37 protein-coding genes and 2 tRNA genes are annotated in these 25,111 nt (G+C 69.9%); 3 read left to right on the forward strand and 36 right to left on the reverse strand.

Annotation, left to right across the window (positions count from 1 at the left end):
- Position 1: 1 nt before the first annotated feature.
- From MNOD_RS29485 to MNOD_RS42435, 20 genes are all read right to left on the reverse strand, one after another.
- On the reverse strand, positions 2-457 hold the full coding sequence (locus tag MNOD_RS29485; protein ID WP_015932624.1) for an HK97 gp10 family phage protein: 456 nt from the start codon (positions 455-457) through the stop codon (positions 2-4).
- Entirely contained in the window at positions 457-975 is a 519-nt protein-coding gene (locus tag MNOD_RS29490) for an LAGLIDADG family homing endonuclease (RefSeq protein ID WP_015932625.1), read from the reverse strand. The genes MNOD_RS29485 and MNOD_RS29490 overlap by 1 nt, the downstream gene beginning before the upstream one ends.
- Positions 976-1,005: 30 nt before the next feature.
- Positions 1,006-2,013 carry a phage minor head protein gene (locus tag MNOD_RS29495; protein ID WP_015932626.1) on the reverse strand — a complete coding sequence of 336 codons (1,008 nt, stop codon included), beginning with the start codon at positions 2,011-2,013 and terminating at the stop codon, positions 1,006-1,008.
- 7 nt (positions 2,014-2,020) lie between these two features.
- Positions 2,021-2,218, reverse strand: a complete 198-nt coding sequence (locus MNOD_RS29500) for a hypothetical protein (protein WP_015932627.1) — start codon at positions 2,216-2,218, stop codon at positions 2,021-2,023.
- Between the two features lie 64 nt (positions 2,219-2,282).
- On the reverse strand, positions 2,283-2,513 hold the full coding sequence (locus MNOD_RS29505; RefSeq protein ID WP_015932628.1) for a hypothetical protein: 231 nt from the start codon (positions 2,511-2,513) through the stop codon (positions 2,283-2,285).
- Positions 2,513-2,887: a hypothetical protein gene (locus tag MNOD_RS29510; protein WP_015932629.1), complete on the reverse strand. Its 375-nt coding sequence runs from the start codon at positions 2,885-2,887 to the stop codon at positions 2,513-2,515. The genes MNOD_RS29505 and MNOD_RS29510 overlap by 1 nt, the downstream gene beginning before the upstream one ends.
- Entirely contained in the window at positions 2,887-3,267 is a 381-nt protein-coding gene (locus MNOD_RS29515; protein ID WP_015932630.1) for a DUF4054 domain-containing protein, read from the reverse strand. Before MNOD_RS29515 ends, MNOD_RS29510 begins: the two co-directional genes overlap by 1 nt.
- Before the next feature lie 3 nt (positions 3,268-3,270).
- Entirely contained in the window at positions 3,271-3,618 is a 348-nt protein-coding gene (locus MNOD_RS29520) for a hypothetical protein (RefSeq protein ID WP_015932631.1), read from the reverse strand.
- A gap of 64 nt (positions 3,619-3,682) precedes the next feature.
- The gene (locus MNOD_RS29525; RefSeq protein ID WP_015932632.1) at positions 3,683-4,630 is read right to left on the reverse strand and encodes a DUF2184 domain-containing protein; all 948 of its coding nucleotides are present in this window, start codon (positions 4,628-4,630) and stop codon (positions 3,683-3,685) included.
- A 56-nt stretch (positions 4,631-4,686) separates the two neighbouring features.
- Positions 4,687-5,130 carry a structural cement protein Gp24 gene (locus tag MNOD_RS29530; protein ID WP_015932633.1) on the reverse strand — a complete coding sequence of 148 codons (444 nt, stop codon included), beginning with the start codon at positions 5,128-5,130 and terminating at the stop codon, positions 4,687-4,689.
- Between the two features lie 42 nt (positions 5,131-5,172).
- Positions 5,173-6,405 carry a DUF2213 domain-containing protein gene (locus MNOD_RS29535; protein WP_015932634.1) on the reverse strand — a complete coding sequence of 411 codons (1,233 nt, stop codon included), beginning with the start codon at positions 6,403-6,405 and terminating at the stop codon, positions 5,173-5,175.
- Between the two features lie 53 nt (positions 6,406-6,458).
- Complete coding sequence (locus tag MNOD_RS29540) at positions 6,459-6,650, reverse strand: hypothetical protein (protein ID WP_015932635.1); 192 nt, start codon at positions 6,648-6,650, stop codon at positions 6,459-6,461.
- Between the two features lie 75 nt (positions 6,651-6,725).
- Positions 6,726-6,854, reverse strand: a complete 129-nt coding sequence (locus MNOD_RS50115) for a hypothetical protein (protein WP_015932636.1) — start codon at positions 6,852-6,854, stop codon at positions 6,726-6,728.
- A gap of 298 nt (positions 6,855-7,152) precedes the next feature.
- Positions 7,153-7,311, reverse strand: a complete 159-nt coding sequence (locus tag MNOD_RS44205) for a DUF3309 family protein (protein ID WP_015932639.1) — start codon at positions 7,309-7,311, stop codon at positions 7,153-7,155.
- Between the two features lie 13 nt (positions 7,312-7,324).
- Positions 7,325-7,684 (reverse strand): Acb2/Tad1 domain-containing protein, encoded by a 360-nt coding sequence (locus MNOD_RS29545; RefSeq protein WP_015932640.1) that lies wholly within the window; start codon positions 7,682-7,684, stop codon positions 7,325-7,327.
- Positions 7,685-7,788: 104 nt separating this feature from the next.
- Positions 7,789-8,028: a hypothetical protein gene (locus MNOD_RS29550; protein WP_015932641.1), complete on the reverse strand. Its 240-nt coding sequence runs from the start codon at positions 8,026-8,028 to the stop codon at positions 7,789-7,791.
- Positions 8,025-9,887, reverse strand: a complete 1,863-nt coding sequence (locus MNOD_RS29555; RefSeq protein ID WP_015932642.1) for a phage portal protein — start codon at positions 9,885-9,887, stop codon at positions 8,025-8,027. Before MNOD_RS29555 ends, MNOD_RS29550 begins: the two co-directional genes overlap by 4 nt.
- Positions 9,887-10,318, reverse strand: a complete 432-nt coding sequence (terL, locus tag MNOD_RS29560; protein ID WP_050783425.1) for a phage terminase large subunit — start codon at positions 10,316-10,318, stop codon at positions 9,887-9,889. Before terL ends, MNOD_RS29555 begins: the two co-directional genes overlap by 1 nt.
- Positions 10,319-10,365: 47 nt before the next feature.
- A protein-coding gene (locus tag MNOD_RS44210) for an IS630-like element ISMno11 family transposase (RefSeq protein WP_076611772.1) occupies positions 10,366-11,327 on the reverse strand; the annotation gives its coding sequence in 2 pieces (ribosomal slippage) (positions 10,366-10,988 and positions 10,988-11,327; 963 coding nt in all).
- Between the two features lie 1,051 nt (positions 11,328-12,378).
- Positions 12,379-12,882, reverse strand: coding sequence for a hypothetical protein (locus tag MNOD_RS42435; protein WP_244424588.1), 504 nt, complete (start codon positions 12,880-12,882; stop codon positions 12,379-12,381).
- A 136-nt stretch (positions 12,883-13,018) separates the two neighbouring features.
- Between MNOD_RS42435 and MNOD_RS41830 the strand changes: the two genes are divergently transcribed.
- The gene (locus MNOD_RS41830; RefSeq protein WP_015932645.1) at positions 13,019-13,912 is read left to right on the forward strand and encodes a hypothetical protein; all 894 of its coding nucleotides are present in this window, start codon (positions 13,019-13,021) and stop codon (positions 13,910-13,912) included.
- Between the two features lie 26 nt (positions 13,913-13,938).
- Here the strand turns inward: MNOD_RS41830 and queE are convergent, their stop codons facing one another.
- A complete protein-coding gene (gene queE, locus MNOD_RS29585) occupies positions 13,939-14,631 on the reverse strand; it encodes a 7-carboxy-7-deazaguanine synthase QueE (RefSeq protein WP_015932646.1) in 693 nt (230 codons plus the stop codon).
- 44 nt (positions 14,632-14,675) lie between these two features.
- Here queE and MNOD_RS29590 point away from each other — a divergent pair, with 44 nt between their 5' ends.
- Both MNOD_RS29590 and MNOD_RS29595 read left to right on the forward strand, forming a co-directional pair.
- Positions 14,676-15,038 carry a hypothetical protein gene (locus MNOD_RS29590; protein ID WP_157091590.1) on the forward strand — a complete coding sequence of 121 codons (363 nt, stop codon included), beginning with the start codon at positions 14,676-14,678 and terminating at the stop codon, positions 15,036-15,038.
- Positions 15,038-15,508 carry a hypothetical protein gene (locus MNOD_RS29595; RefSeq protein WP_015932648.1) on the forward strand — a complete coding sequence of 157 codons (471 nt, stop codon included), beginning with the start codon at positions 15,038-15,040 and terminating at the stop codon, positions 15,506-15,508. The genes MNOD_RS29590 and MNOD_RS29595 overlap by 1 nt, the downstream gene beginning before the upstream one ends.
- Here MNOD_RS29595 and MNOD_RS29600 read toward each other — a convergent pair.
- The 15 genes from MNOD_RS29600 to MNOD_RS29670 all read right to left on the reverse strand — a co-directional run bounded on the left by MNOD_RS29600 (position 15,505) and on the right by MNOD_RS29670 (position 25,097).
- Positions 15,505-15,951 (reverse strand): 6-pyruvoyl trahydropterin synthase family protein, encoded by a 447-nt coding sequence (locus MNOD_RS29600; RefSeq protein ID WP_015932649.1) that lies wholly within the window; start codon positions 15,949-15,951, stop codon positions 15,505-15,507. The two genes, MNOD_RS29595 and MNOD_RS29600, sit on opposite strands and share 4 nt — an antisense overlap.
- Complete coding sequence (folE, locus tag MNOD_RS29605) at positions 15,948-16,619, reverse strand: GTP cyclohydrolase I (RefSeq protein ID WP_015932650.1); 672 nt, start codon at positions 16,617-16,619, stop codon at positions 15,948-15,950. Before folE ends, MNOD_RS29600 begins: the two co-directional genes overlap by 4 nt.
- Positions 16,619-17,374, reverse strand: a complete 756-nt coding sequence (gene queC, locus MNOD_RS29610; RefSeq protein ID WP_015932651.1) for a 7-cyano-7-deazaguanine synthase QueC — start codon at positions 17,372-17,374, stop codon at positions 16,619-16,621. Before queC ends, folE begins: the two co-directional genes overlap by 1 nt.
- A 12-nt stretch (positions 17,375-17,386) precedes the next feature.
- Positions 17,387-18,244: a hypothetical protein gene (locus tag MNOD_RS29615; protein ID WP_015932652.1), complete on the reverse strand. Its 858-nt coding sequence runs from the start codon at positions 18,242-18,244 to the stop codon at positions 17,387-17,389.
- Positions 18,241-18,879 carry a ParB/Srx family N-terminal domain-containing protein gene (locus tag MNOD_RS29620; protein WP_015932653.1) on the reverse strand — a complete coding sequence of 213 codons (639 nt, stop codon included), beginning with the start codon at positions 18,877-18,879 and terminating at the stop codon, positions 18,241-18,243. Before MNOD_RS29620 ends, MNOD_RS29615 begins: the two co-directional genes overlap by 4 nt.
- 12 nt (positions 18,880-18,891) lie before the next feature.
- Positions 18,892-19,170, reverse strand: coding sequence for a hypothetical protein (locus tag MNOD_RS29625; RefSeq protein WP_015932654.1), 279 nt, complete (start codon positions 19,168-19,170; stop codon positions 18,892-18,894).
- Positions 19,171-19,287: 117 nt separating this feature from the next.
- Positions 19,288-19,364, reverse strand: a tRNA-Met gene (locus tag MNOD_RS29630).
- A gap of 200 nt (positions 19,365-19,564) precedes the next feature.
- Positions 19,565-19,661: transfer RNA gene (locus tag MNOD_RS29635), tRNA-OTHER, on the reverse strand.
- Between the two features lie 291 nt (positions 19,662-19,952).
- Positions 19,953-20,720 (reverse strand): transcription termination/antitermination protein NusG, encoded by a 768-nt coding sequence (gene nusG / locus MNOD_RS41835; RefSeq protein ID WP_015932655.1) that lies wholly within the window; start codon positions 20,718-20,720, stop codon positions 19,953-19,955.
- 33 nt (positions 20,721-20,753) lie between these two features.
- On the reverse strand, positions 20,754-21,851 hold the full coding sequence (locus MNOD_RS29645; protein ID WP_015932656.1) for a hypothetical protein: 1,098 nt from the start codon (positions 21,849-21,851) through the stop codon (positions 20,754-20,756).
- Positions 21,852-21,853: 2 nt separating this feature from the next.
- Positions 21,854-23,314, reverse strand: coding sequence for a replicative DNA helicase (locus MNOD_RS29650; protein WP_015932657.1), 1,461 nt, complete (start codon positions 23,312-23,314; stop codon positions 21,854-21,856).
- Entirely contained in the window at positions 23,311-23,655 is a 345-nt protein-coding gene (locus MNOD_RS29655; RefSeq protein ID WP_015932658.1) for a hypothetical protein, read from the reverse strand. The genes MNOD_RS29650 and MNOD_RS29655 overlap by 4 nt, the downstream gene beginning before the upstream one ends.
- Complete coding sequence (locus MNOD_RS29660) at positions 23,652-23,891, reverse strand: hypothetical protein (RefSeq protein ID WP_015932659.1); 240 nt, start codon at positions 23,889-23,891, stop codon at positions 23,652-23,654. Before MNOD_RS29660 ends, MNOD_RS29655 begins: the two co-directional genes overlap by 4 nt.
- A 1-nt stretch (position 23,892) precedes the next feature.
- Entirely contained in the window at positions 23,893-24,573 is a 681-nt protein-coding gene (locus tag MNOD_RS29665; RefSeq protein ID WP_015932660.1) for a type I restriction-modification system subunit M, read from the reverse strand.
- Positions 24,570-25,097: a hypothetical protein gene (locus MNOD_RS29670; protein WP_015932661.1), complete on the reverse strand. Its 528-nt coding sequence runs from the start codon at positions 25,095-25,097 to the stop codon at positions 24,570-24,572. The genes MNOD_RS29665 and MNOD_RS29670 overlap by 4 nt, the downstream gene beginning before the upstream one ends.
- Positions 25,098-25,111 lie beyond the last annotated feature (14 nt).

The raw sequence follows: 25,111 nt of genomic DNA on the forward strand, positions 1-25,111 counted from the left end.
GTCAGGGCCTCGCGCTGGCTTGCAGCTCGGCGCAGACCTCGGCCACGATCTGCGGCCAGCGCTGCGCGGCGAGCCCGACGAAGTGCCGGCCCGCCTGATTGTAGGTGCGCCCGAGGCTGTCGGTGCCGACGAAGCCGTAGTTGACGCGGGGCGCATAGACCGCCGAGTAGCTGGCGTAGAGGGTGTCGCCGATCTCGGCCCCGGCGATCGCCAGGGTCGCGGCGGTCGGGTTGTAGGCGGGGGCCGCGCCGGCCGGTGGCGAGCGGTCGGCCGGGACCGGGGCGTCGGTCGAGACCTGGAGCGACGACTTGAGGAAGCCGGTATCGACCGGGACGCGGCTCTGCATGTCGCTGATCACGCGCTGGGCGGACTCGCGAAACACCGCGGTCAGGCGCGCCTCGGTCTGGCGCACCCAGTCGGAGACAGCCGCGGCGAAGTTGAGGGTCTGGACGGCCATCACGCTGCCTCCGGAATGGGATCGGGCTTCAGACCCCGCCGATTGAGCGCCCGGATCTTCTCCATGGCCTCAAACGCCCGGGCGCGCTGCTCGACCGTCGCCACCACGGCGAAGGCTTTACCCTTGCTTGGCATCGATAGAACAAGGTCAGCCTGCCGGCGCTTCTCCCGGAGGTACGGCCTGCACTTCGCCAGGAAGGCAATCGCCGCGCGGCCTCCAAGTTGGTACCGGTGAACCTTATTCCAGTTGCTATCGCTTTGATCTGGCCGCTTCGGTCGTGTCTTCGTTTCGTAGGAGCATCCATACCCGATGACCTCCTTAAGCCACCGGATAAGCTCCAGATCCCCATTTACGATCAACACAATCGGGGTGGGCAGGTGCGGCTGGCCGTCCTTGCCCGTCTTACCGGGGGAGACTGAAATCGTCCCGTCCGCGTCGATGAGACCCGCAAGGTAAGCTGTCGTCGCAATATCTAACCCGGCGATCTGATCGTAGGTCTCGCCGCTTCGTCTAGTCATATCGATCATCCAATGATGGATGATCAGATCCTAACGAACCCCAGCCAGGTAATCTACTTTGACTTCAACGTAACATCTGCAGTTGACCGTCTCGGCGGCCGGGGCCTGCGGATCGCCCGGGTAGCGCAGGCGGGCGCCGCTCGGGCTGACGAAGGGCTGGCCGCGCCGCACCCGCTGGCCGTTCATCTCGCGGTGGGTGTCGCGCTCGCGCCCGTCGATCGTCGTGCGCCAGATCTCCTCGACGTGGGTCGGGTTGATCTGGCCGGCGTTGATCGCCTGCTGGGTCGCCTCGTGCTGGCTCTGGTGCAGGGCCGCCATCGCCTCGGTCCGGCCGATGGTCTCGGCCCGGTAGCGCAGCGCCCGGTTGCGGTAGGCCAGGACCATCTTGGCGATCTGGTCGGCCTTGAGCGGCTTGCCCTGCTCGATCGCCTTGCGGACCGTGCCGTCGTAGCGCTTATCGCGCAGCTGGCGGGTGAGGGCGGCCGGATCGAGGCGGGCGAGCTGGTCGGCGTAGCGGCGCGCCCACTCCTCCTGGTGGGCGGTGAGCCCGATGGTGCCGCCCTCGCGCTTCCCCGTGGCGGGGTTGATCCGCCCGACCAGATCGAGCGCCACGTCCCGCGGGTTGCGGCCCGCCACCATGCCGGCGGTGAGCGCGGCGCGGATCATCACCCGCTGGTCGTCCACGATCTCGGTCACTTTTCGCGAGGAATGATCCTGCAGCCAGTCCTCGGCCGAGGGGTTGCGCACGTCGAACCGGATCGTCAGCCGGTGCCCGTTCGGCTGGCGCAGGGCCGGGAAGCGCGCCACCGTGAAGGTGCCGCCATCCTCGAACGCCTGCGCAGTGGTGGCGTCGAGGGCGCGGAAGGCGACCGGATCGAGCCCGACCGCCTCGACGGCGCCGTTGATGTCGCCGCGCTCCAGGAGGGCGGCGATCACCCCGATCTGGGCCTTGTCCTGAATGTCGGCGATCGCCGCCAGGAACGCCCGCTGGAGGCGGGGCGCCCAGGCGTCGATCAGGTCGGCGATCGAGGCGGCCATGCCGGGATCAGGACTTGCTGCTCTCGCGCTTCCAGCCGTCCTTCAGGTAGGCGTCCACCTGATCCTCGGGCACGATGATGACGACCGGCTGGTCCGAGCCCTCGACCGGGCGCTGGAGCCGCACGCTCGGCTCGGCCACCACGTCGGGCTTCGGGGCCGCGGCCTTCGCCGTCTTGGACGAGCCGGACTCAGAGCTATCGGCCATGACAAATCTCCCTTGAGAGTGACGGGACGGATCACGGCAGGGATGCCGTGAGGTTCACGGCGCGTCAGACGCGCTCGCGACAGGGACCGAGGCCGCACAGCCCGCAGCGCTTCGGCGCGTCGCGGCCGTGGGCCAGCAGGACTTCGCGGCAGACCGCCGGGCCGGCGTTGATCGCCGACGGCGACGAGGTGATGAGCGACACCTCGCAGGGCACCACGGCGCGGATCTTTTGCGCGGCGCGCTCGGCCGCGGCATGCCCGGTCCGGCCGGGGTCGGGGACGATCAGGATCCGCATCAGAGCCGGCAGCGCAGCACCCAGGCCCCGCGGCCCGGGTCGGTGGTGATGGCGGGGGCGCCGCCGCCGGCCGAGGCGATGGTGAGGGTCTGCCCGTTCAGGGTGATGCGGCCGCCCTCCACCGGGGTGACGGGCAGCGACTCGGTCAGGACCAGCACCTTCCAGTCCTGGGCGGCGATGAGGCCGCCCTGGCGCTCGTAGGCGGTCCACTCGTCCCGCATCGCCTTGCAGGGATAGGCGGTGGGCGTGGGCGGGGCCGGATCCCACGGCGTGCCGCCCTCGCCGGGCAGGTCCACCGTGTAGACCGCCTCGGCGTAGATCCAGCCGAAGCCGGCCCCGAAGATGCCGGCGAAGCCCTGATCGAGCAGGCCCATCAGATCACCAGAATGCCGGGGGAGCGCTGGCGAAACAGGTCGAGCAGCTGGCGCCCGTAGGTGGTCTGCGCCAGGGGATCGCCGGACGCCTGGGCGGAGTCCTCTGCGCGATCCAGCTGCAACTGCCCGGAGCGGAACGAGGTGAAGCCGAGGGCGCCGGCCTTGGCCAGCTCCGCCTCGGCGCCCGTCCCGATTCCGCGCAGGGTCATGTCGTGGGCGGCCTGGAGCATCACGGCCTTGCGCCGGTCCGCGTCAGGCCACCCATTGTCGGCCACCGACGCCGCATCCTCCAGGGCCACGCTGATCGTCTCGTCCGGCACGGTGCCGAAGGCCGGGAAGCGGGCCTTGAGGTCCGCGGGGGTCGGGGGCGCGTAGGCCATGGCTCAGCCCTGGGTCGCCTTGGCGCGCTCGGCCTCGGCCAGGAGCCGCCGCCGGCCCCAGTTGCCGACCTGCACGCCGCGGTCGGTGAGGTAGGCGCGCAGCTCGTCGTCGGAGAGCTTGTCGAGTTCCGCGTCCTGCGAGGTGGCGGTCTCGCCATCCTCGCCCTCGGCCGCCTCGCCGAAGACGATCTCGCCAGCGTCGCGCCACGCCTTCAGGACCGGGTCCTCGGGGCTGTGCAGCTCGATGGCGGCGGTCTCGCCTCTCCGGAGCGTACGCTGAACGGGTTGGCCCCGCTCGCTCTTCACCCAGAGGGTGCGCGGGCCCAGGGCCCGGTTCGTGATCTCCACCATTGCGGTTCCTCCTCGGATCATCCTCGGATCGCGCTCACGGGTGGCCGGGGCGCCTGACGGCGCCTCAGATCCCGTCGAGGTAGCGGAAGGCGGCAGGCCGCCGGATATCGACGCCGCCGAGGCGGAACGCGCCGGGCACGTCAAAGCGGAAGGGCCCGGTCTGCCACGCCGGGAAGAACCGGAAGGGCATGGGCATCCACAGCTTCACCACCGCCGGGTCGCGCCGGTAGGCGACCATGCGGGCGGTCCCGCCGGCGCCGGCGGTCTCCAGGTCGCGCACGCCGAACACGTTGAGCGGGCGCTGGGTCTCGATGGTGTAGACGTTCTTCTGCTGGACCCAGTCCAGCAGCGTCATCGGGCTGGTCGGATCGACGCGCCGGAGGCTGAGCGCGACCATCTGCTCGTAAGGCAGCAGCACCGTGTCCGCGAGTTCGACGGTGGCCGAGCCTGTGAAGATGCCGGTCAGCTGCCCGTTGACGTCCGCCAGCACGTTCTCCGCGGTCTTGTCGACCCAGCGCGTGCTGCCGCCCTCGCCCCTGGCGGCAGCCGAGCCCTGGGTGACGACCGGGCTGTTGACGAGGCCAGCGTAGCCCTTCGCCGGGTCGCCAAACAGGGCGACCTGATCGATGAACTCCTCGGAGGCGCGGCGGGCCGCGTCGGCCTTGTCCGCCGAGAGGTTCAGGTTCATCAGCTGGGCCTTGCCGAGCTCCTCGAGGTCGTAGCCGTAGCCGATGCCGGCCATCGAGACCGAGGTCTCGAACTGGCTGCGGAGCACATCGGCCCGCGGCACGTCGTTGGCTTGGCCGGTGATCCACTTGGCCGCCCCGACCTGATCCATCGAGAAGTAGGTCACGGACGGGGTCCAGTCGGGGACGTTGGTGTCCACCGGGACGAGCCGCGGGTAACGGATCTCGGGGTACTGCGTCCGGTAGACCGTGGGCTCGATGAACGACTGCTGGCTGACCAGGAAGGCCAGAGCACGCGGCGCATCGATCAGGAACTGGCCTCGCATGGTCAGTTTCTCCTTTCGATTCACTTCGATTATGGGGAGATCCAGCTGAAGCCGGATCAGGGAAGATTGAGCGTCAGCTTGACGAGCTGGCCGTCCGCGGCGCTGCTGTCGAACACGGCCGGGATCGCGGTGCCGTCCGCCGCAGTGGCGGTGAACCTGCCCGCGCCGGTCAGGAAGGCGGCCGCGCCCGCCGTGATGGCGCCGGTGGCCCGCACCCAGACCGTGCCGCGCTGCATGACCGACACCGTGTCGCCCTTTGGGTGCAGGTCGCCCGCCGCGTTCACCGTGGGGAAGTGGTCGACCACCGTGACGCCGCGGAACACCGTGCCGGTGGCCGCGATGGCGTGGTCCGAGCCACCCTGGAAGGCCGGGCGGCCGAAGCCGATCCCGTCGTCCGACGCGATGACCCGGGAGAGGATCCCGCCCGGCTCCATGGCGGCGATCTGGCCCTCGAAGGCCGGGGCCATCCCGCCCGCATACGTGGTCTGAACCGGAGGCATGTGACTATGCTCCTATTCTAGTTCTGCCGAGTCATGCTTGGGTCATTGCACCGCGCGGGCGGTCGGCGACTTCCAGGCACTGGTGAGATAGTCGACGTTCGCCGCATAGGCGTCCGCGATGGCGGTCCGGCCGCTGGTCGGCGTCACGCCGTCCGCGATGGTGCGGGCGAGGGGATCAGCCGGCTTCTGGTCCTTGGCGATCGCCAGGAAGGCACCCTCAACCACGCCGTCCGTGAGATCCTTGGCGCTGTCGCCCAGACGGGCGGTCACCACCTCGCGGCGGATCTGGGCGTCGGTCTTGCCGGCGTCGGTGAAGGTCGCGCCGATGACGGTCTTGGCGACATCGATCACCGCCGCGCGGGCGGCCACGGCGGCCGCCAGCTTGTCCGGGGTGAGGGCCGAGTCCTCGACTTGCTTCTTGAGGACCGCGATCTCGCCGTCCTTGGTGTCGATTGCCTTGCGCGCGTCCGCAAGCTCCGCGTCCTTGGCCTTGATCGCCGCCGCGTGGGCCTCGGCCGCGGCCTTGGCCTCGGCAGTGAGCTGCAGGTTGTCGGCGGTGAGCGTGCCGATCTGCTTCTGCAGGCCGGACACCGCGACCACCGCAGCATCGCTCATCTCGACGGTGTGGCCGTCGATGGTCATCGTCTTCAGGATGGGGGGCATGGGGATCGCTTCCCTCTGCTGTTGCTGGTCGGAGAGCACCCGCATGGTCTTCGCCTCGGCGGGGTGCTGGTCGCCGATGCGGCACTCGGGGCCGGCTCGCCCGCGATCCACGATCGCGACGTGATCGACCACGATGTTGGTCTGGCGGGCGTCGTAAGCGCGCCCATCCGGGGTAGTGCCGGGGGTCCAGTCGAGGTCGCACTGGTACCCGACCGACAGCTCACGCTTGCCGTCCTTGACCGCCTCGATCGCGGTCTGATCAGCCAGCAGCATGGGGATGCGCACGAATTCGCCGTCGCGCAGCACCTCCTCGCCCACGTGCCCGCGCGCCACATCGCGCCAGGTGGTCGGGGTGACGGGGGAGGGCGGGTGATCGAGGGTGACGGGCTTGTGGCCGAAGGTGCGCAGGCTATCGGCCCGGAACACCTCGTCGGCGTCGCGGTAGACCCGGACGACCGGCATCTCAGGCTTGCCCACCTCGGCGCCGAGGTAGTCCTGCACGTTGCCGCCCCGGGCAGCCTTGGCCTGGAGGACGAGCGCGCCGTTGCGCATCTCGCGTGCGTTCGCGATCTCGGCGGCCTCGCCGAGCGACAGCTGATCGAAGAACTGCATGGAAACCTCTGCTGCCGGCCGCCCGCGGCGGCCCGATTGAAGCCGACGAGGCGCTATGCCCCGCGCCAGTGGGGGTGCTTGCGGGTGATCCGGACGCGGCCGCGCCGGGTCTCGTCCAGGAAGTGGCCGGGGCGCCGCGGATCGGGCCGCAAATAGCCGTCCGCGTCCTCGGCCGGGATCACCACCTCGTCGGCGAGGTCGTCGGCCGTGATCACGCGGTCGAGCCGCTCGCCGTCGAGCGTCACGATGAAGGTGATCCCGCGGTCGCGCGCCTCGGAAGGCGCGGAAGCCGGGATCGCGCTCGTCCGACGAGACCCGCATCAGCCCTGCCCCCTGGCAAGCAGGCCGACGAGCCAGCCGAACCCGACGAGGCAGCCGGCTGCCGCGAGCCCGATCAGGATGTCACGCAGGGCCCGGCCGTAGCCGGTACCGCCGACGAAGCCGGACATCAGCAATCCCATCCGGTGAGAAGCATCACGAAGCTGGCGGCCACGAGCGCGGCGATGGCCAGCCAGAACAGCGGATCAGTGCCGATCATCGCCAGAACAGCACCAGAACGCCCAGGAATAGGACCGCACCGGCGTAGAAGGTCAGCCGGTCCGAGGGGGTGATCTCGCGATTGTCCGGCATGGGATCAGGAGGGCCAGACAGCGCCGACGATCGCAGCGGCGCTGAGAGCCAAGACCGCCAGCGCGACGGCGCCGAGCACCGTCGCGGCCTCGGGGCCGGAGCCATTGCGCCACGGCATCAGATGTGACCCAGCAGAACCAGGATGATGACGACGACGAGCAGCAGGCCGATCAGTCCGCCCGGCACGAAGCCCCAATTCGCATTATAGGGCAGGCCGAGCGGCAGGGCGCCGAGCAGCGCCAGGATCAGGATGACGATCAGGATGGTGCCGAGCATGTGCGCCTCCTCATCAGGCCGTCACGGCGCGAACCGCCCGCATCACCGCGTCCTCGACGTGGGTCCGGGCCAGCTCAAGGTCGCGGTCATCGAGCTTCTCGACGCTCGGCGGCACTTCGGCGATCTCGTGGATCAGCTGGATGAAGGTCGCGCCGGCGTCCTTGATCCGGGTCACGAGGGCCTTCTCGTCCTCGGTCAGGAGCCGGGACTGGTGGCGCACGCCATTGTTCGCGGTGCGCTCGTCCGACGTGCTCTCGACGGTGGCCATGGGGGTCTCCGGATAGCGGCACGGGCCGAGCCCGCAGATCGTGCAGTGGCGCGGGGCGGGGAGGCCGACGAGGGCGCTCCGGCGGCTGCAAGCGGGCTGGGTCACAAGGCCCTCCGTCAGTCGTGCCAGGGCAGTTCCGGGGCGCGCTCGGCCTCGTGGAGCAGCCATGCGAGGCAGGCGAGCCAGACGATGCCGAGCCAGATCACCGCTCACCTCCGATCGTGATCGCGGCGCAGCGGATCGGCATCGCCGATGGCGAGCGGGATCCCGTTATCTTCGAGGATCTGCATCGCGCGCTCGTCGTCGTACGCGAGCATCGCGCGCTGGACGTGGGGCAGGGACTGGTTGAAGGCGTCATCCCAGATGCCGTGTCGGTAGCGCATCTGGCCGGACCAGATCAGGGTGCCGAGCCAGACCAGGGAGACGCCGAGCCAGATCCAGTCGCTCACTCGGCGGCCTGCAGCTTGGCCCGCCAGTTCTCATCGACCGGCTCGAAGATCTCGGGGCCGAAGACGAGCGGGCCGTTGTAGGGCTGGACCTTGGATAGGTCGATATCGCCGGCATTCCACGAGAAGGTGACGTGGGGCTGGTATTCCGGATGATCCCACGAGGCACCCGCGTCGATGATCTCCTGCCAGCGCCACCGGAGGTCGGAGGAGGCGAACAGCAGGACCACCGCCTCGCCGAAGCGCTCGACCATCCGCGGGCCGCCAGCGTCGATCTTCAGCTGCTCGCCCTGCCAGGTCTGGCCGACCTTCATCCAGTCGAGGGGCTGACGGCTGTAGGCGAGGGTGACGTGCAGCTCGCGCGCCGGCATCAGGTCCGAAAACCCCTGGCTGCGCGCCCAGGCCAGCAGGTCGTCGCCGTTCATGAGCTTGCGGCTGACGTAGAGGGTGCGCGGGGTGGCGTCCGCGATCTGGCGGGCCGGGAAGGGCACCACAGTGCCGGTGCCGGTGAAGCCCTCGGCCGGCTGGCCGTCCGGCCCGAACTGATCGGCCTGCGGATCATCCTCGGTCAGCGGCGCATCGCCGTGCTCGTCATAGGCCGCGTCGATGCCCGGCAGCAGGCCGCTGTCGGTCACGAAGCCCTTGACGCCCTTGGCCAGGATCTCGTCGGGGATGACGGCGGCGTTCGCCAGCACATTGACCGCGTCCGCCACCGCCTTGAAGGCGTCGGCCTTCTCCTTCTGGGTCGGCTGGTAGAGCGGGCGCCACTCGTACCAGACCTCGGCCGGGCGATCGCCGAGGGCGTGCCGGATCAGCAGCTCGTCGAGGCGGGCGATCGCCGGGGTCAGGACGACCTTCTGCTCCGCGGCGCAGCGGTCGTAGTAGTTGCGGGTGTCGCTGTCACCGGTGGCGTTCATGCCCTGCGGTGACTGGCCGAGCAGCCGGGTCGCCGGGATGTCGGCGGCCGCCGAGGCGACCATCAGGAACAGGCGGACCACGTCGGGCAGGCCGGCGAAGTTGATCTGCTTCTGCTCGAAGACCTCGCCGTCCGGGCTCTTGCCGTCGCCCTCCAGCAGCAGCAGCCCGAACATCGACTTCATCTGGGCGGCGTACTCGAACCGCTTGGTGAGCGCCGTGGTCCCCGCGCTCGTGGCGAGCTGGCGGGAGAGGCCGGGCACGCTGATGATGTCCTGCTTGGCCTCGGGCAGCAGGGCGTTGACGTAGGCGGCCGAAGAGGTGGCCTGATCGAGCGCATCGAATACCGCCTGGAGCACGCTATCGCCCCAGCCCTGCTCGGAGGCCTGCGCGTTCGCCTCCAGCAGCGGCGCCCCGACCAGCCGGACGACCCGCGAGGGGTGGATCCGCTGCACGCCGCCCGTGGTGCCGCTCAACGTCCACTCGACCGGCTCCCCGAACCAGGGCGACTCGGGGTTCATATCGATCCGGCCGGCGGTGATCTCGCAGCGGCCGAGGACATGGATCCAGCGGATGCCGCCCCGGCGTAGGCGCTCGGGCATTAGCGGCTGGCTCGGATCGGCCGCCCCGTCCCCGATCAGCAGCGCGGCGCCCCCGTCGCGCCGGGCCCGGCGCAGCGCGTCGAGCAGCTTGGTCTGGACGCTCAGCGCCTTCTCGGCCGCCTCGATCGCCTCGACCTGCTTGGGATCCGCCTGCCAGCTGCGCCACTCGCGCAGCATGTCGAACGGCACGATGTCCACGACCTTGCGGGCGATCCAGTTGCCCCGATACGCCGCCTGGATCTCCGCGGGGGAGCGGGGCACGAAGACGTGGCGATTGCCCAGCGTCTTGTCCTTGGCCGTACCCAGCCCGGAGATGAAGTTGGCGATGCTATCGATTAGCCACATCAGTCGATCACCGACATCATCCCGTAACTCGACTTCGTGATCTCCTCGAATGCCCGCGAGAGGGCATCGACCTGATCCTTGAAGCTGCCACCGGGGAAGGACGACACCTCGTCCAGAAAGGCGTCGTTCCAGGGCCCCTCGACGAGCACGATGTTGCCGGCCTCGGCCTGGGCCGAGACGGGCAGGGCGCGGGTTTCCTTGTCACCGGTCTCGGGCGTCGCTCGGACGATGAACCCGGCCAACTGGCCGACGAGGTAGCGGGCCTGGAACTTGCCGGCGCCGCCCGGATCCTGGGGCAGCGAGATCCGGACGTCCTCGCCGTCCTCCTGGGCGGTGTTGACGATCATCCGTTCCAGCTTGCCGGCCGAGACCCGATCGCGGCGCACGTCGGCGATGTAGAACGTGCCGTCCCGGCCGCGCCCAAGCTTCACCCCGGCGGTGTAGGCGGGCTGGCTGCTGCCCTTAGAGCCGCTCCCGATCAGGTTGAAGCGTAAGCATCATCCTCGTATCCAGCAGCTGTGAAGTAGTTGCGGCACTCAGCCGGCGAGAAGCATTTGAAGGCTTGGTGGATCGCCGCCCAGAGTTCACTGACACTGCGGGCCGCCGCCCTGCGCAACAGCGCTTTCAGCTTGGCGAAGGCCTGCTCAATCGGGTTGAACTCAGGTGAGTACGGAGGAAGATAAAGCAGCCGGGCCCCGGTTGCCGCGATCGCCTCGCGCACGCCGGCCACCTTGTGAGCGCCCAGATTGTCCAGGATCACGGTGTCGCCGGGTCTCAGGGTGGGGACCAGGGTGTCGGTCACGTAGGCGCGGAAGCGTTCGCCCGTCACAGGGCCGTCCAGCAGAGCGATCGCGTCAGGCCCGCTCGTGCGCAGCCCGGCAATCACAGTGGTGGTTTTCCAGTGCCCTGCGGGTGCCGCGAGGCGGCAACGCTCGCCGCGCGGGGCCCAGCCGTAGCGGCGGACCATGCTGGTGGTGGCGGCGGTCTCATCCAGGAACACCAGTCGCTCCGGATCCAGCTCAAGCTGGCCGGCAAACCACGCCTCACGAGCCGCCTTTACATCCTCCCGCTCCTGCTCAGCTGCGTACGTCGCCCTTTTTTCCGCGTGATGCGGTGCCGGGCGAAGAAGCGCGACAGGCTACTGCGGCTGACCGGAACGCCTTGCTCCTGGAGCGTCTCGCAGAGCTCATGCAGGAAGCTCTGCGGGTGGGCTTGGTAGGTCTGCAGGATGAGCTCGGCATGAGCCTCGATGCGCTGCGAGCGCTGGTCGCCGCCCATGGGCTTGGGCGTGACATCTCCCTGGCCCTCCTGCTGCCTGGACCAGCGGCTGACGCTGGCCACGCTGACCCCGAAGCGCGCGGCGGCCTGATGGCAGGAGGCGCCTTCTGCAACGGCCGAGACGACGCGCTGGCGCAGGTCGACAGACAAAGCTGAGGGCATGGGCCACCTCCGTTGAGCCGCCCCCCCGGGGACCGGCCAACGCGTTGCCATCACCACGGTTTCAACCCGCTCGGACCCCGCTCTAGCCTCGGAGGCGGCCAAGTCCCAGCCCCGCACCCAGTCGCAGCCCGCGGGGGGCGCTTTGACCAGGCCGAACCAGTGCCGCTTGAACAGGCCGCCCTCGCGCGGGGCCGGGCGCTGCTGGTACTGACCGGCATAGGCGTAGGAGCCCATATCGTTCTGCAGCTGCTCGACGGTGGTCCGCGGGAAGCGTTTCGGATCGAGCAGCTCGCCATCGCGCTGGCGCGGATCCCTGAACCCGATCGCGGTGACGCAGCGCCGCTCGGCCTCGAATTCCATCGGCAGGCAGAGGTGCACGTAGCCCATGTTCTGCTTGAGGATGGTGCCGCTGATGTCGTCCTCGTGCAGGCGCTGCATGATCACGACGATGGCGCTCTGCTCCTGATCGTTCAGGCGGTTGACCGCGCCCTCGCGGAACAGGCGGGTGGTGGCGGACCGCTCCGCGGGGCTCTCGGCCGTCTTGGTCGAGTGCGGATCGTCAATGATCAGCCGGTCGCCGCGCTGCGAGGTGAGGGAGCCGAAGGGCACCCCCTCGCGCGAGCCGGTCCGGGTGTTCGCGAAGCTGGTCTCGCCGGCGCGGGTCAGCTGCACCTCGGGCCAGAGCGCCCGATACCAGTCCGAGAGGATCAGGTCGCGGACCTTGCGCGTGTCCCGCTTCACCGGGATGTCGTTGAACGCGGTGGCGAGGTAGCGCAGCGAGGGCAGCGCCGCCGGCCCCCACTCCCAGGCCTGCCAGAGCACCGAGGCCAGGAGGCTCTTGGACGAGCCCGGCGGCACGTTGATCAGCAGCCGGTTGATATCGCCCCTGGTGACCGCCGTGAGGTGATCGCAGATCGCGTCGATATGCCAGCCGTGCACGTAGGAGGTGCGGGGCTCCAGCACATGCCATGCCTCGCGCACGAAGCCCTGCAAGGTGGTGCAGCGGGCCCGGATCCGCTCGGCGTCGTGGGCGATCCGCGCGGCCTCGGCCTCACGCGCCCGCCTCGCCCTCTCCGCCCGGAGCGCCGCCATCATGGCCGCCGGATCCACCGGCAAGGTCGCCGAAGATAGCTTCGAGGGCCTTAAGCTGCTCATCCGATAGTCGCTTCAGGTCGATGGTGGCGGTGGTGATCGGGGCCCCGTTCGGGCCGCTGACCTCGCGCGGCGGTTCCTTCCACTTGGCGCGGGTCTTCAACCAGAAGATTTGGGCGGTGACCTTCTGCGGCCCGCCGCCCGTGGCCGCCTTGAACAGCGCGTTCGCCACCGCGGCGTTGGCCAGGGTCTCGCCGACGTCGAGCTCCCGCCGGAAGTGCTTGCGCAGGGTGACGGTGCTGATCCCGAGGGCGGTGGCGATCTCCTCCTGGCGGATGCCGTAGCTCACCATCGCCTGGACCATCTTGCGGTTTTCCGCCGTGGGCTCGTAGGGCCGCCGCCCCAGCCTGCGCGCCGCGGCCGCCGGATCGGCCGGCGGATCTGGCTTGGTTCGCTTGCTCACGCCCGCACCCAAAAAAAGTAGACGTCCCGGCGTCTTTCGACGGTGCCTCGGACTACGAAAGTCTCGATAAAGAACAGGCCCCGCGGGGCGACGCTCTCTACTCCGGACCCAGCCGGGATAGACACGAGGAATTCAGATGAACACCCAGATCCTCTCGACCCTGACCAACGCTGCACTTCAGGGCCTGTTCGCCGAGATCACCGGAGAGCCGGCCAAGCGGTTCGCCTCGGTGTCCGCGGGCGTGAAGCGGGTCCAGGCGGCCCTGGAGGAGAAGGGCCTGACGGTCGAGATCGAGGACGGCGCCCCGGTCCTCGTGAAGCTCCAGGCCGAGGAGGCCCCGGCCTTCGATATCGTCGGCTACCTCGCGCCCGGCGCCGACCTCCCGAAGGCCGCCGCGGTCGAGGGCTTCCAGCGGCGCGACGACCACGTCCGGGCCTTCGCGGTCGAGACGCTCGTCACCCCGGTGGCGATCGAGGGCACCGCGCAGTTCGACGCCCACGTGGCCGCCTTCGTCCTGGCGGAGGAGGAGGCAGCCGAGGCCGATCGCGAGGACGAGCTGGCCGCCGAGCGCGACGCCGAGGACGCGCATGACGCCGCGGTCGCCGCGGCCGAGGCCGATCAGGCCCGCGAGACCTCAATCAGCGAGCTGGCCGCCGAGCTGCTCCGCAAGACCCGCGCCCCGGCCGCCGAGGCGATCGAGAACGAGCCCGGCATGGGGGCCAAGGCCCGCGCGCTGGCCGAGACCCGCCACGCCCGCGCGAAGGCCGCCAACGACAAGGCCAAGAAGGCCAAGGGCAAGCCGGCCGCCGCGGCCCGCACGGACGGGCTGAAGCCCGGCTCGAAGCTGGCGATGCTGGCCGATTTCGTGTGCCGGCCGGAGGGCGCCACCCACAAGGAGGCGTGCGCGCACGTCGGCTGGGGGCACTGCCTGCCGATGCTGATGAAGGCCTGCCAGAAGGCCGGGATCACGCTGCGCAAGGAGAAGCAGGGCGCCGAGACCCGCTACTTCGGGACCCCGGCCCAGGGCTGAGCCCGCGGGGGCGCCTCCGGGCGCCCCTACCGCACCCCCACGAACTTGTGCGTCTGGAGACTCAGGCGCCATCCATTCGCGGCGGCCGCCTCCATGCAGAGGGCGGTCGCCTTTTCGCTTTGAGAGAGCGGCTGGAGCCAGATCAGCAGCGCCGGGCCCGACCCGGTGTAGGCGACGCCGACCGCCGGGTGCTCGGCCAGGAACGCCTGCAGCTTCTCGATGTCGGCGGGCTTGCCGATCGGCATCTTGATCTCGTTCGCCCGCGCCACCGCGGCCGGCAGCACCTTGAGCCCGCCCGGCATGTCGATCTTCGGGGAGACCGTCACCCAGGCGTGCGGGTCGATGCGGATCAGCGCCGTGCCGCTGGTCTCCAGCTGGACGGTGCGGCCCTGGTCGATCAGCCGGCGCGAGACCTCGGTCAGGTCGTAGAGCGCCGGCTCGCCGCCCGTGAAGACGACGTGCCGGGCCCGGAACTCCCCGACGAGCATCGCCAGATCCTCGTCGTGCAGGCGGGCCCAGGTGGGGGCGTCCTCGGTCTTGGCGATCATCGCCCCGACCTCGATCTCGTGCTCGGGCCGGACGTGCCAGGTCATCTTCGTATCGCAAAAAGCGCACCCGACAGGACAACCCTGTAGTCTAACGAAAACCGAAGGCGTCCCAGTAAACGCCGCTTCCCCCTGGAATGTCTCGAATATTTCATTTACAGCGAATACGGTCATCTCGGGAACACCATATGCCGGCCGCTCTAACACACGAGCAGTTCTTGGATCGGGTCTCGTCTGCTCTGGGGCCGCGCGTGGAAGTGGTCGGCCAGTACAGCGGCCTGCATAGCCTCATCGACGTATCGTGCCGCGACTGCGGCCACCGATGGCGCCCCTACGCGGGCAACCTCCTGAACGGCCGGGCCAACTGCAAACCCTGTTTCGATCGATCCCGGCGCCTGCCCGCGGCCGAGGTCGTGGCCGAGATCGAGGCCGCGCTGAGCGGGGCCGTCGAGGTCGTCGGCGAGTACCGCGGCGCCAAGCACCGCCTGCCCGTTCGCTGCCGAGTCTGCGACCACCGCTGGGCCCCGGTGGCGCGGTACTCCGGTCCGGCCACGGCTGCCCGCGTTGCGCCGGCAAGCTGATGACCCACGAGGAGGTCGAGGCCAGGGTGCGTGAGATCCACGAGGGTACGATCACCCTGCTTGGCCGGTTCACAACCTCGATGGATCGGATCGAGGCCCGCTGCGAAGGCTGTGGCGGCGTCTGGCGACCGACCGCTACCCGGCTCCTTCAGGGCCACGGCTGCGGGCACTGCAACCGGAAGGGCTACAGCCCGCTGCTGCCGGCGTGGCTCTACTGCTTCCGGTTCGCCAGCCCGGACGGGATTCCCCTGTTCAAGGTCGGGGTCACGAACCGCGACCCGCTCAAGCGCTACGAGCTGCCGGAGCGCCAGCGGATGGCGCTCTGCTGGTCCCGGCTGTTCGACACCGGGGCGCTCGCCCGCGATGCCGAGCGCCAGCTGCTTCAGGACCATGCCGGCCTGCGGTACCGCGGACCGACCGGGTTCTCGTTCTCGGACGCCGAAGTGCTCCTGGCCGACCCGATGGCCTAGAGGATCACCTTTGCGCTGTTCGCGCCGTGCTCGCGGACGTGGACCTCGGCGAGGCGGACGCGGGGCCCGTGCCCGTTCTCGCGCAGCCAATGGGTCGCCATGTCGGCGACCTGCTCGGCGAACGCCTCGCAGCCGGTCCGGGGCACCACCACGACCCGGGCCACGCCCCGCTCGCTTAAGGCGCGCAGGAGAGGCAGTTCCGGGTCGTCGTAGGCCACCAGCAGGGCGTGATCGAACGTCGCCTCCAGCCGCGCCCTGAGCGGCTTGAGGGCGCCGAAGTCGATCACCCACCCATGCGCGTCGAGCTCGTCCGCCTCGAACTCCAGATGGACCGCCAGGGCGTAGCCGTGCAGCTGGGCGCAGTGGCTCTCGGCCCGCCACTGCCGGAAGCAGGCGGACAGGCCGATGTCGTGGCCGTAGGTCTTGGTCGAGCGGTAGGTCACCGGCAGGTCACTCCCTGGCCGACGAGGGCGAGCAGCTCGCCGCGGGCGGCGGCCTCGGTCCGGAACAGGCCGCGCATCTCGCTCGACACCATCTCGGTCTGGTCGCGCACGCCGCGCCACGCGCAGCACAGGTGCCGGGCCCGGACGATGACGCCGAGACCGCGGGGCTGCATCGCCTCCTCCATCGCGTCGGCGAGCTGCACGACGGCTTCCTCCTGGATCTGCGGGCGCGAAAAAATCCAGTCGGCCAGCCGGTTGAACTTCGAGAGGCCGATCACCCGCTCGCCCGGGATGACGCCGACCCAGGCGCTGCCGAGGATCGGCGCGAAGTGGTGCGAGCAGGTCGAGCGGACCGAGACCGGCCCGACGACGTAGACCTGATCGACCTTCCGCACGTTCGGGAAATCGGTGACGCAGGGCGCCTCGACATACCGCCCACGGAAGACCTCGCGCATGAACATCTTGGCGAGGCGGCGCGGTGTGTCGGCGGTGTTGTGGTCGTTCTCCCGGTCGATGATCAGCGCATCGAGCAGGGCGGCCGCCCGATCGGCAACCTCGTCTTCCAGCAGCTGGCGCTCCAGTTCGGTGAGGTGGGGCCAGATGGTGTCGTTGGCGCCGAAGGGGACGCCCTCGGCGCGCAGCCGCGCCCGGATCCGCTCGCTGATCATCACGCCGCCGAGGCCCGCACGCCGTCGTAGTTGTCGGTCTCAGGGAGAGGCATCAGGCCCTCGCGGTAGGCGCGCACCACCAGGGGATCGGGCAGCCCGGCCTGCCGGAAGCCCTCGGCGCGCAGCAGGGTGGCGTGATCGCGGCCGGTGGGCGGGTACGCCCCGTCATAGGCGGTATGGCTGTAGGCCAGCGCCTCCCAGCAGCCCGGCAGGCTCCCCGCCAGTTTCACGGTCTCGGCCTTGGTCAGGTGCATCAGCGGGGTGTGGATCCGGAACCGGCCGACGCCGAGCGCCTGGTTGATGGTGCCCTGCTGGGCCAGCACGAAGTCGAGGCGGCAGTCCGGGTAATTGGCGTTGTCCTGCTGGCAGACGCCGGTCACGAGATTGAAGCAGTCGAGGGCGACCGCGCGGTTCGCGGCGATCGTCAGGAACAGCGCATTGCGCATCGGGACGAAGGTCAGTTCGACCCGGTCGCCGATGGTCTCCTCCATCTGCTCGTAGGAGGCGTACTGCTCCAGCGCGGCGCCCGGATCGACCAGGGGCGAGGTCGAGCGCAGGAGGTCGGGGAGCTTCAGGACCTCGTGCGAGGCGACGCCGGCCATCTTCGCGACGGTGACGGCCGCCTCCAGCTCGCGGGCGTGGCGCTGGCCGTAGTCGAAGGTCAGCGCGTGGACCTCATCGAACTGCTGCTTCGCCCAGAACAGGCAGGTGGTGCTGTCCTGACCGCCGGAGAGGACCACGAGGGCACGAGACATGGGCTTGCTCCTTCAAGCGCACAGAGCGGGGCGCTGACCCCGCCAGAAGCAGAAGGCGTCGTGTGCGCACTTGGCCTGCCAGTCGCTCGCGACGGCCATGAACAGGTGCGTGCCGAGGTTCTTGCGGACCTCCAGCTGGTGGCGCGTGAAGGAGCGGAAGGCGACCCGCTCGATCGCGTTCTCGCCGCGCCCGGTATTGACCCACTGGTCCGCCCGGGCCAGCGCCCGCGCCTCCAGTCCCATCTCGTTGAACAGCGCCAAGATCTTGGGCGAGGGCGGCTTCACGAAGTCCTTCTTGGACACCGCGATCACCTTCCCATGCGCGTAGAGCTTGATCGAGGCGTACTGCATGGCCGACGCCCAGGATGAGCTGTCGCACATGTACGGGCGGTAGACCGAGATGTATTCGAGGTTCGTAAATCCGAGCAGATGAACTTTTCGCCCGGCGATGCGCTTCATCACGCCATTGACGAAGCCCTTGTTGCCGGTGGTGCCGACCAGCCCGCCGACGCCGACCAGATCGCTGGTCTTGTAGTACTCATCGAGCATGTCGAGGCTTTCGCCTCGGGTGAAGATCGGCACCGGGGTGAAGCCGCGGGCCAGCATGGTCTCGTAGTTCTTCAGCGAGGCGTGCGGGTCGCCGATCACGTCGAGGGTGAAGTAGCGCCAGGGCTGGACCGGCAGGTTCTCCAGAAACCGGCAGTAGTCGTCCAGCGCGATCGGCTTGCCCGCCTTCCAGGCCGTGAACGCCCCGCTATCGAGCACCCACCGGAGATCGGCCGCCCGCTCCTCCAGCACCTTGATCGCGGGGGCGGACAGATAGGGGTAGGCGACCAGCAGGTTGAGCCGGCACTCGTCCTCCGCGATCACAGCGCGAACTCGATGCCGGCTTCCTTCAGCGCGGCCTCGATCGCCGCCGTCGCCCGGTCCGCGGCGCCGCGATCGACCTTGACGACGATCTTGGCGAGGATGCCGTCGGTGTGCGCGCCGTCGCGGGCGCTCAGATCGAGGTCGCTCGACCAGCCGGTGAGATGCATGTGGATCTCGTCGGGGCTGAAGCCGGTCAGCGCCGGATCGAACTCGGCCGCGGAGAGCTCGCCGAACTCGACCTTCAGCAGCTCCGGATCCCAGTCGGCGTCGAGCGCCAGCCGGTTGTCGGCCAGGATGTAGGCCCGGCGCTTCTCCTCGGACCAGCCGGTGCAGTCGATCACCGGCACCTGCCCGGCCGGGATCGCGGCCCCGTTCGGGAATCGGAGCGCGTGCCCCTCGTCGTACAGCTCGCGGGCGGCGGTCTGGCGGGCGTGCCCGGCCACGATGCCATCGCGGTCGGCCAGGATCGGGTTGGTCCAGCCGAAGGTCAGGATGCTGGTCTTCAGCTTGTCGATCTGGGCGCGCGAGTGCGTGCGGGCGTTGCGCTCGTAGGGGACCAGACCATCGAGATCGCGCAATTCCACGTCGGGCGGCGCGACCTCTTTGATAGGCGAAAGAAATGCTCGGCGGGCCATCGTGACTCTCGGTTAGTTGCCGCCCGGCCCGCCATCGCAGCCGGCGTCCGGGCCGTGGCCATGCGCGGCGGCCAGCGTGGTGTCGGGCAGCGCATGGCCGCCGTAGAGCGGCGCGCGGCGGTCGCGCGGGCTGGGGTCCCGGTCGCCGTAGACCGTCCGGCGCAGCCGGCGATCGCGGCGCCTCTGCGCCCGGTAGAAGCCGATCGCCGCCTTGAGGCTGTGGCGATAGCCCGAGCCGAGCTGGCGCCAGCCGCGAAAGACGTTCCAGGCGCCGCGCAGGCGATCGAACATCGGTGGCTCCGCATCACGGGAATCGGGCCACACCGGCAGCAGGGGGAGAGACGCCACGAAAAGGACGACTGCAACGGCAAGGAGGCCAATCGTCATGCGGGGTCACTGCTGCCGGTGTGGTTGCGGCGAGAGGATTCGAACCTCTGACCTCACAGGGTATGAGCCTGGCGGGCTGACCTCTGCCCTACGCCGCAGGGGGAGCCGGCGCTGGCCGGCAAGCTCGGGAAGGTTTCGTCAGGTCGGGGTTTTGCGGGAGAGTCGCAAAACCCCGACCGTCTTCGACGCGGGCAGGGCCTGCACGGAACCCCGCAAAGCGATCCGTGCGTGAGCACGTCCTCCGGCCTGCAGATCTCAGGGCCGGGGCCCTTTCACCGTGTCACCGCGTCGAACTGGCAGGAGGGGGCAGGACTCGAACCTGCGCCTCTGCCTCACCGGGCCGGCATGGCGACCAAGCCCGGGGGCAGCGCTCTATCCAGCTGAGCTACCCACCCCACAATCGGTTGGCGCCGCGGTGCCGACCCGACTCGGCTCACGCGGCGCCCGCTGACCTGACACTGCGGCCGCCGAAGTCCGCCGCATCAGGTCTGCGTCTCGGAATGGGGGGCGGCAGCGCCGTCCATCGGTCCGCCGATTTTGGGCACAAGCCGCCCTTTGCCTCGTCTTTCCCCGCGCGGGGGCGACGTGGGCCGGGACCTGGGGGGCAAGCATCGGGCTTAAAGCCGTCAGCGCCTATGCACGCAGGTTGCTCCTGGCGTCTGGATAAAGGGCAGATTGCCGGAGAGTCAAGCACGCTCGACCTCTGAAAAGTCGAGTCCAACCGGTGATGGGCGCCCGAATATCTCGACCGCTACCTTGAGTCGCCTCGTTGCATAGTCTGCGTCCTCGATGATGCCGTGGAAGGAGGCGAACGGGCCCGACTTGATGCGGATCTCGTCGCCGGGCTCGAACGCGTTCGGATCGCGCTCGGTGAGGGTGTCGGCCAGGGCGCGGACGAACCGGCGCAGCTGGTCGGCCGGGACTTGGATGGCGCGCCCGCAGCCGTCGCGCACCGCGTCGCGGACGAAGTAGGTCTCGCGGTGCACCACCTCGGGCGCGGCGCACCGGGGCAGGCCGACGAACAGGACGCGGCGCAGCAGCGGGCGCTTGACGATGCGGCGCCGGCCGCTCTCCTCGACCAGCTCGACGCGCTCGTCGGTGAGCACGGCCGGGATGCCGGCCTTGGTGAGATCCTTGGCCGCCCGGCGGGCGAAGCGGGGCTTGGCGACCATCACGTGCCAGCGCCGCCCCCGCTCGATGGGCGATTCCGGGCGAATTCCCGGGCCCTGAGCGGGGGACCGGGCTTCGGCTGCCCCCGGCGCCCGCGCCTCCGGCGTTCGCCCCTCCCGGGGCGATTCCGGCGATCTCGCATCCGCGGCCAGCGCCGCCAGCGCCTCGCGCCGCTGCTCGCCCTGGGCGTGGAGGCTGCGGCGGGCGGCCTCCGCGGTGATCCGGGCCCGCTCCCGGCGGGCTTTCTCGCGGCGGCGGCGGCGGCGGCGTTGTTCGGGGGTCATCGGCGCACCTCGGCTGGTGTGACGGGGATCGGGTCAGGCGGCCTTGCGGGCGGTCTCGATCAGGTGGCGGGGGATGTGGCAGCCGGGCTCGTCGGGCTTGGGGCCGAGGAACGGGAACCAGCTGCTCGGATCCTGGCGCCAGCGCTTGACGCAGTCCTGCAGGAACGCCGCGCTGTACTCGCCGGCGCCCGGGATCTCGTGCTTCGGGCCCTGGTTCGCCCGGGGCTGGGCGGGCAAGCCCTGGCGCTCCCGCAGCGCGGCGGCGCGCTCGCGGCGCTCGAGGATGCGCTGGGCGAGGATCTCCCAGGTGTAGATTTTTTTCCCGGCCAGCGCGTCGAGGCAGGCGGGGATCAGGTCCGTTTCGAGGTCCATGCCCTGCGCCAGCAGGCGGACCATTGGGCCGACCGCCGGATCGACCGGGGCGCCCGGGATGGCCTCGTGCAACCGGGCCAGCACCCGGTCGTAGAACGCCTGGGTGTGCTCGATGGCGAGGCGCGCCGGCTGCTCGGGAGCCTGCCCGGAATCCTTCCCCTCGGCATGGCTCGGCACGGTCGGGCCGGGCTGGCGGTCGGCCGCGGTAGCCGCGACGGCCTCCTCGTCCCGTCCCGCGCTCGCCGCGGGGTGGTGGGCGCCGTTCAGAGGCTGGGCGGCCGGGGCCGCGGCGGCGGGCTCCACGCGCGGGTGCTTGCGCGGGCGCCCGCGCGGGCGCTTGGGGGGTGCGATGCCGCCGCCTATTAATATCTCCTTTTCCTTTTCCTTTTCCTTTCGCTTTTCATTCAGTGAGTGGGATTTTTCGAGGGCCCAGGGAGGCAGCGGAAAAATCGGATTTCCGCGCCGATTTACGTGCTGGTGATGCCAGCCCGTGACCTCGAAAAACTCTCTATCCTCAATGACATAGATTTTTATCAGCCCGCTGGACATTAATTCAGTGAGCATTCCGTGAACGTCGGCCGCCGTAAAATCGTCGGACGGGAAAATTTGCGCCTTTAATCGGCGCGCCGAAAAAACCGCGCGGCCGTGATCGTCGCAAAAATTCCAAATTCCGATAAAGAGGAGGCGCGCCGGGACGCTCAGATCCATGACCTGCGCGCTGCTCCAAAATTCCGGCTTAATGGTGCGGATGCGGGCCATCGTCAGGCTCCCGGGGCCAGGGTGTCGAGCCGTGACGACGCCACGTCGCAGAACAGCTCCGCGGAGGTGAGGGGGCCGGCGCGGTTCTTGCCGAAGATCACCTCCAGCACGTTCCGGCGGCGTGCGAGCCGCTCGGCCAGATCCGGGTCGCCGGTGCGCTTGACCTTCTCTTCGAGGTAGTAGGCGTCCCGGTAGAGGAACAGCACGCGGTCGGCGTCCTGCTCCAGCTCGCCGGAGTCGCGCAGGTCGCCCAGGGACGGCCGGCGATCCTCGCGCCCTTGGCTCTCGACCTGCCGGTTTAGCTGGGTCAGGAGAACGATGCAGACGTCCTCCTGCTTGGCCGCGGTCTTCAGCCCGCCCGAGATCTCGCCGATCTCAAGGTTCCGATTGCCCTTGTAGCGGTCCGGGACCTTGATGTACTTCAGGTAGTCGATGAACACGACGCCGAGGCTGATCCCCTTGCGGGCGAGCCGGCGCTTCTCGGCGCGGATGCCGTGGACGATCTTGGCGAGCGTGATGCCGGGCTCGCACTCCAGGCGCAGCGGCAGCCCATGGAGCTGGTCGCGGGCCCAGCGCAGCCGCCACATGTCCTCGTCGGTGAGGCGGGTGCCCTCCATGATATCGCCGAAGGCCAGCGCGCCCTGGTTCTGCCACGCGACGTCCGCGAGGTAGCGGGCCACCTGCTGATCGCGCGGCACCTCCAGCTGATAGACGAGGGTTCCGGCGCTCTGGGCCGCCCGCCGGCTGAACGAGGTCAGCGCCACCGTCTTGCCCATGCCCGGGCGGCCGGCGATCAGCCACAGCTCGCCGCGCCGGTAGCCGCCCTTGGTCAGCGCATCGATGTGCGTGAACCCGGTCGGGATGGTCTCGTTTGCCAGCGTGCCGTTGCGCTTGGCCTCGATCCGCTCGATCAGCCAGTCCGCGGCATCGACCCCGTACATGCCAGCCAGATGGCTCACCCCGTCCGCCGCGCGGCAGTCGAGCATCGCCGCCTCGACGCCATCCACGATTGCATCGGCCGAGGTCTCTACGCCCTCGTTGCGAGCGCGATCGGCCGCCTGCTCGGCCGCCTCAATGATCAGCCGCCGGGCGTGAAGGTCGCGGATGATCGTCGCGTAGCTCTTGGCGTTGACGGTGGTGGTGGCGGTGACCGCGAGCTGGCGCAGGTAATCGCCCAGGCGCATACCCTCGCCGATGTCCCGGTCCCCGATGAACGCCTTGGCGCTGATCGGCGTGCAGGCGAGGCCCTGGGCGATCATGGCGGCCATCTCGCGCCAGATCTGGCCGTGCAGCGCCTCGTAGAAGTGATCCGGAGCGACGAGGGGGGTGACCTCCGCCATCACGTCATTGTGGATCAGCACTGCGCCGAGCAGCGCCTGCTCGACCTCGAGGCTGTGCGGGGGCGCCGGGGTGTCGTGGCCGCCGACCCCCTGGAACGGAATGACATTGCCATTGCGCCTCATTGGGCTCTCCTCGTGGTGGTGGTGAAGGCAGGGCTGGCGACCTGCGCCAGCCATCGCGCCCAGGCGGCCCCGGCCGCGCTGGCGTCGGCGATCTGGCTCGACCCACGGGCCGCAAGCCCGGGTGGCCAGAACCCCGTCCCAGGCCCGCGCCAGCGCGGACGCATCGTCCAGCCGCGGGCGGGCGGGAAGTCCGAAGGCGATCTCTGCCAGCGCGCCCAGGCGCGGCCGGCGGCCATGCCGGTCAGCAGGTCCGCAGCGGCCTCCGCGGCCGCGCGGCTCGCGCCGTCCGAGCGCCAGGCGATCGCCGCGGCGGCGGCGCCGAAGCGGCGGGCGGCGCTCATGCGGCCCCCCGGTCGTAGGCCGCCAGGATGCGCTCCCGCTGGCGGACCGGCAGGGCCTCCAGGCTGCGCAGGGCGCGGGCGCGCCGCTCCGGGTTGAGGGGGTCGCCCAGCGCCACCGCGGCCGGGCGGGCTTCCGGCACCGCCGCGATCGCGCTGGTCAGGCGCACGGCATCGGCCCCGCGAGAAAAAATCCCGACGCTGCCGGCCTGAAACACGGGCAGGGACCGGAAACTCATCTCAGGCCCCCGCCAGCGTGAGCAGGGGGGCGTCCGCCTGGACCCCGTAGCGAAGGGCGTCATCGGGCCGCGCGCAGCGGGCCCGGGTGCCGGGGGGCAGGTGGGTGAACTCGGTCTTGGGGCGGCGGTTCGCCATCGTCCGCCACACCACCCAGGTGTAGCTGGTCGCGGTGGTGGCGGCTGGATCCCAGCGGCCGCGCGTCATCGGCACCCGCTCGCAGAACTGCGCGACGAGCGAGGGCGGGGTCGGCCCGAACAGCTTCGCGTAGCGCTCGCCCCCCTCCAGCCAGGAGGTCCGCACCAGCAGCGCCACGCCGACGCGGGCGAGCGGCAGCGCGATCAGGGCGAACTCGAGCGAGGTCGAGAAGGGCGGATTGGTGATGATCCAGTCCGGGCGGTCGGCGTGCCCGGCCGGGTCAAGGAAGTCCGTCACCCGGTACCCGCGGCCGTAGTCGAACACGTCGGAGGCCTCGACGTGGCGGAAATAGTCGGCGAGCGGCCCGGCCATGTGCCCCTCGCCGCAGGCGGGGTCCCAGACCTGCTGGCCGCCGATCGGCACGCCGCGCTCGCGCAGCAGCTCGCAGAGCGCGCGGGTCGCCCAAGGCGGGGTCGGGAAAAAGTCGAGGGCGGTCGGCGGCTCGCGCCGGCTCGCCATCACGGCGCGGGCGTCGCGGGTCTTCATGCGACCCCCGCGAAGGGGCGGGCGCCGAGCGGACCGGAGAGGTACCGGCCGGCGTGGGCCTTGGCGTAAGTGCAGACGCCCCCGACCCACAGGGCGAGGGCGTCCGCCTCGTCATCGCGGGTCACGTCCCAGCCGTAGCGGCGGGCGACGTGCATCATGGTGTGCTTGTCCGCGTGGCCATGGCCCGCGAACCGCTTCTTGTTGGTCTGCAGGTGCTCCTCGACGCAGCGGATTGCGGCGCGGTGGCAGATCAGCTCCGTCACCCCCGCGAGGCCCATCAGCTTGCGGGCGGTGAGGACGTGGGTCTTACCCCGGCTCAGGATCGGGGCCTCGAAGACGCAAAGCGCGATGTCCTCGCCCGCGATCTTTAGGCTCAACCAGTCCTGAAACGCCGCGAGCAATTTTCCGATGTCGTTGCCCGTGGAGGGGAGGGCGTAGTGGCCGAAGGCCGGATCGCCATCCGGCGATCCGAGAGCCCAGCCGGTGGAGGCGACCGAGAGGTCCAGGGCGAGGATCTTGCGCATCGGCGGGCGCGCCT

This window comes from Methylobacterium nodulans ORS 2060, from assembly GCF_000022085.1.
GTDB classification, from domain to species: domain Bacteria; phylum Pseudomonadota; class Alphaproteobacteria; order Rhizobiales; family Beijerinckiaceae; genus Methylobacterium; species Methylobacterium nodulans.

What these genes read in the sequence shown, in the direction of transcription:
- MNOD_RS29485 (WP_015932624.1), bottom strand. Translation starts at nt 457, where the DNA reads ATGGCCGTCCAGACCCTCAACTTCGCCGCGGCTGTCTCCGACTGGGTG.
- MNOD_RS29490 (WP_015932625.1), bottom strand. Translation starts at nt 975, where the DNA reads ATGACTAGACGAAGCGGCGAGACCTACGATCAGATCGCCGGGTTAGAT.
- MNOD_RS29495 (WP_015932626.1), bottom strand. Translation starts at nt 2,013, where the DNA reads ATGGCCGCCTCGATCGCCGACCTGATCGACGCCTGGGCGCCCCGCCTC.
- MNOD_RS29500 (WP_015932627.1), bottom strand. Translation starts at nt 2,218, where the DNA reads ATGGCCGATAGCTCTGAGTCCGGCTCGTCCAAGACGGCGAAGGCCGCG.
- MNOD_RS29505 (WP_015932628.1), bottom strand. Translation starts at nt 2,513, where the DNA reads ATGCGGATCCTGATCGTCCCCGACCCCGGCCGGACCGGGCATGCCGCG.
- MNOD_RS29510 (WP_015932629.1), bottom strand. Translation starts at nt 2,887, where the DNA reads ATGGGCCTGCTCGATCAGGGCTTCGCCGGCATCTTCGGGGCCGGCTTC.
- MNOD_RS29515 (WP_015932630.1), bottom strand. Translation starts at nt 3,267, where the DNA reads ATGGCCTACGCGCCCCCGACCCCCGCGGACCTCAAGGCCCGCTTCCCG.
- MNOD_RS29520 (WP_015932631.1), bottom strand. Translation starts at nt 3,618, where the DNA reads ATGGTGGAGATCACGAACCGGGCCCTGGGCCCGCGCACCCTCTGGGTG.
- MNOD_RS29525 (WP_015932632.1), bottom strand. Translation starts at nt 4,630, where the DNA reads ATGCGAGGCCAGTTCCTGATCGATGCGCCGCGTGCTCTGGCCTTCCTG.
- MNOD_RS29530 (WP_015932633.1), bottom strand. Translation starts at nt 5,130, where the DNA reads ATGCCTCCGGTTCAGACCACGTATGCGGGCGGGATGGCCCCGGCCTTC.
- MNOD_RS29535 (WP_015932634.1), bottom strand. Translation starts at nt 6,405, where the DNA reads ATGCAGTTCTTCGATCAGCTGTCGCTCGGCGAGGCCGCCGAGATCGCG.
- MNOD_RS50115 (WP_015932636.1), bottom strand. Translation starts at nt 6,854, where the DNA reads ATGTCCGGCTTCGTCGGCGGTACCGGCTACGGCCGGGCCCTGCGTGAC.
- MNOD_RS44205 (WP_015932639.1), bottom strand. Translation starts at nt 7,311, where the DNA reads ATGCTCGGCACCATCCTGATCGTCATCCTGATCCTGGCGCTGCTCGGC.
- MNOD_RS29555 (WP_015932642.1), bottom strand. Translation starts at nt 9,887, where the DNA reads ATGTGGCTAATCGATAGCATCGCCAACTTCATCTCCGGGCTGGGTACG.
- MNOD_RS41830 (WP_015932645.1), top strand. Translation starts at nt 13,019, where the DNA reads ATGAACACCCAGATCCTCTCGACCCTGACCAACGCTGCACTTCAGGGC.
- queE (WP_015932646.1), bottom strand. Translation starts at nt 14,631, where the DNA reads ATGACCGTATTCGCTGTAAATGAAATATTCGAGACATTCCAGGGGGAA.
- MNOD_RS29595 (WP_015932648.1), top strand. Translation starts at nt 15,038, where the DNA reads ATGACCCACGAGGAGGTCGAGGCCAGGGTGCGTGAGATCCACGAGGGT.
- folE (WP_015932650.1), bottom strand. Translation starts at nt 16,619, where the DNA reads ATGATCAGCGAGCGGATCCGGGCGCGGCTGCGCGCCGAGGGCGTCCCC.
- queC (WP_015932651.1), bottom strand. Translation starts at nt 17,374, where the DNA reads ATGTCTCGTGCCCTCGTGGTCCTCTCCGGCGGTCAGGACAGCACCACC.
- MNOD_RS29620 (WP_015932653.1), bottom strand. Translation starts at nt 18,879, where the DNA reads ATGGCCCGCCGAGCATTTCTTTCGCCTATCAAAGAGGTCGCGCCGCCC.
- MNOD_RS29625 (WP_015932654.1), bottom strand. Translation starts at nt 19,170, where the DNA reads ATGTTCGATCGCCTGCGCGGCGCCTGGAACGTCTTTCGCGGCTGGCGC.
- nusG (WP_015932655.1), bottom strand. Translation starts at nt 20,720, where the DNA reads ATGACCCCCGAACAACGCCGCCGCCGCCGCCGCCGCGAGAAAGCCCGC.
- MNOD_RS29645 (WP_015932656.1), bottom strand. Translation starts at nt 21,851, where the DNA reads ATGGCCCGCATCCGCACCATTAAGCCGGAATTTTGGAGCAGCGCGCAG.
- MNOD_RS29650 (WP_015932657.1), bottom strand. Translation starts at nt 23,314, where the DNA reads ATGAGGCGCAATGGCAATGTCATTCCGTTCCAGGGGGTCGGCGGCCAC.
- MNOD_RS29655 (WP_015932658.1), bottom strand. Translation starts at nt 23,655, where the DNA reads ATGAGCGCCGCCCGCCGCTTCGGCGCCGCCGCCGCGGCGATCGCCTGG.
- MNOD_RS29660 (WP_015932659.1), bottom strand. Translation starts at nt 23,891, where the DNA reads ATGAGTTTCCGGTCCCTGCCCGTGTTTCAGGCCGGCAGCGTCGGGATT.
- MNOD_RS29665 (WP_015932660.1), bottom strand. Translation starts at nt 24,573, where the DNA reads ATGAAGACCCGCGACGCCCGCGCCGTGATGGCGAGCCGGCGCGAGCCG.
- MNOD_RS29670 (WP_015932661.1), bottom strand. Translation starts at nt 25,097, where the DNA reads ATGCGCAAGATCCTCGCCCTGGACCTCTCGGTCGCCTCCACCGGCTGG.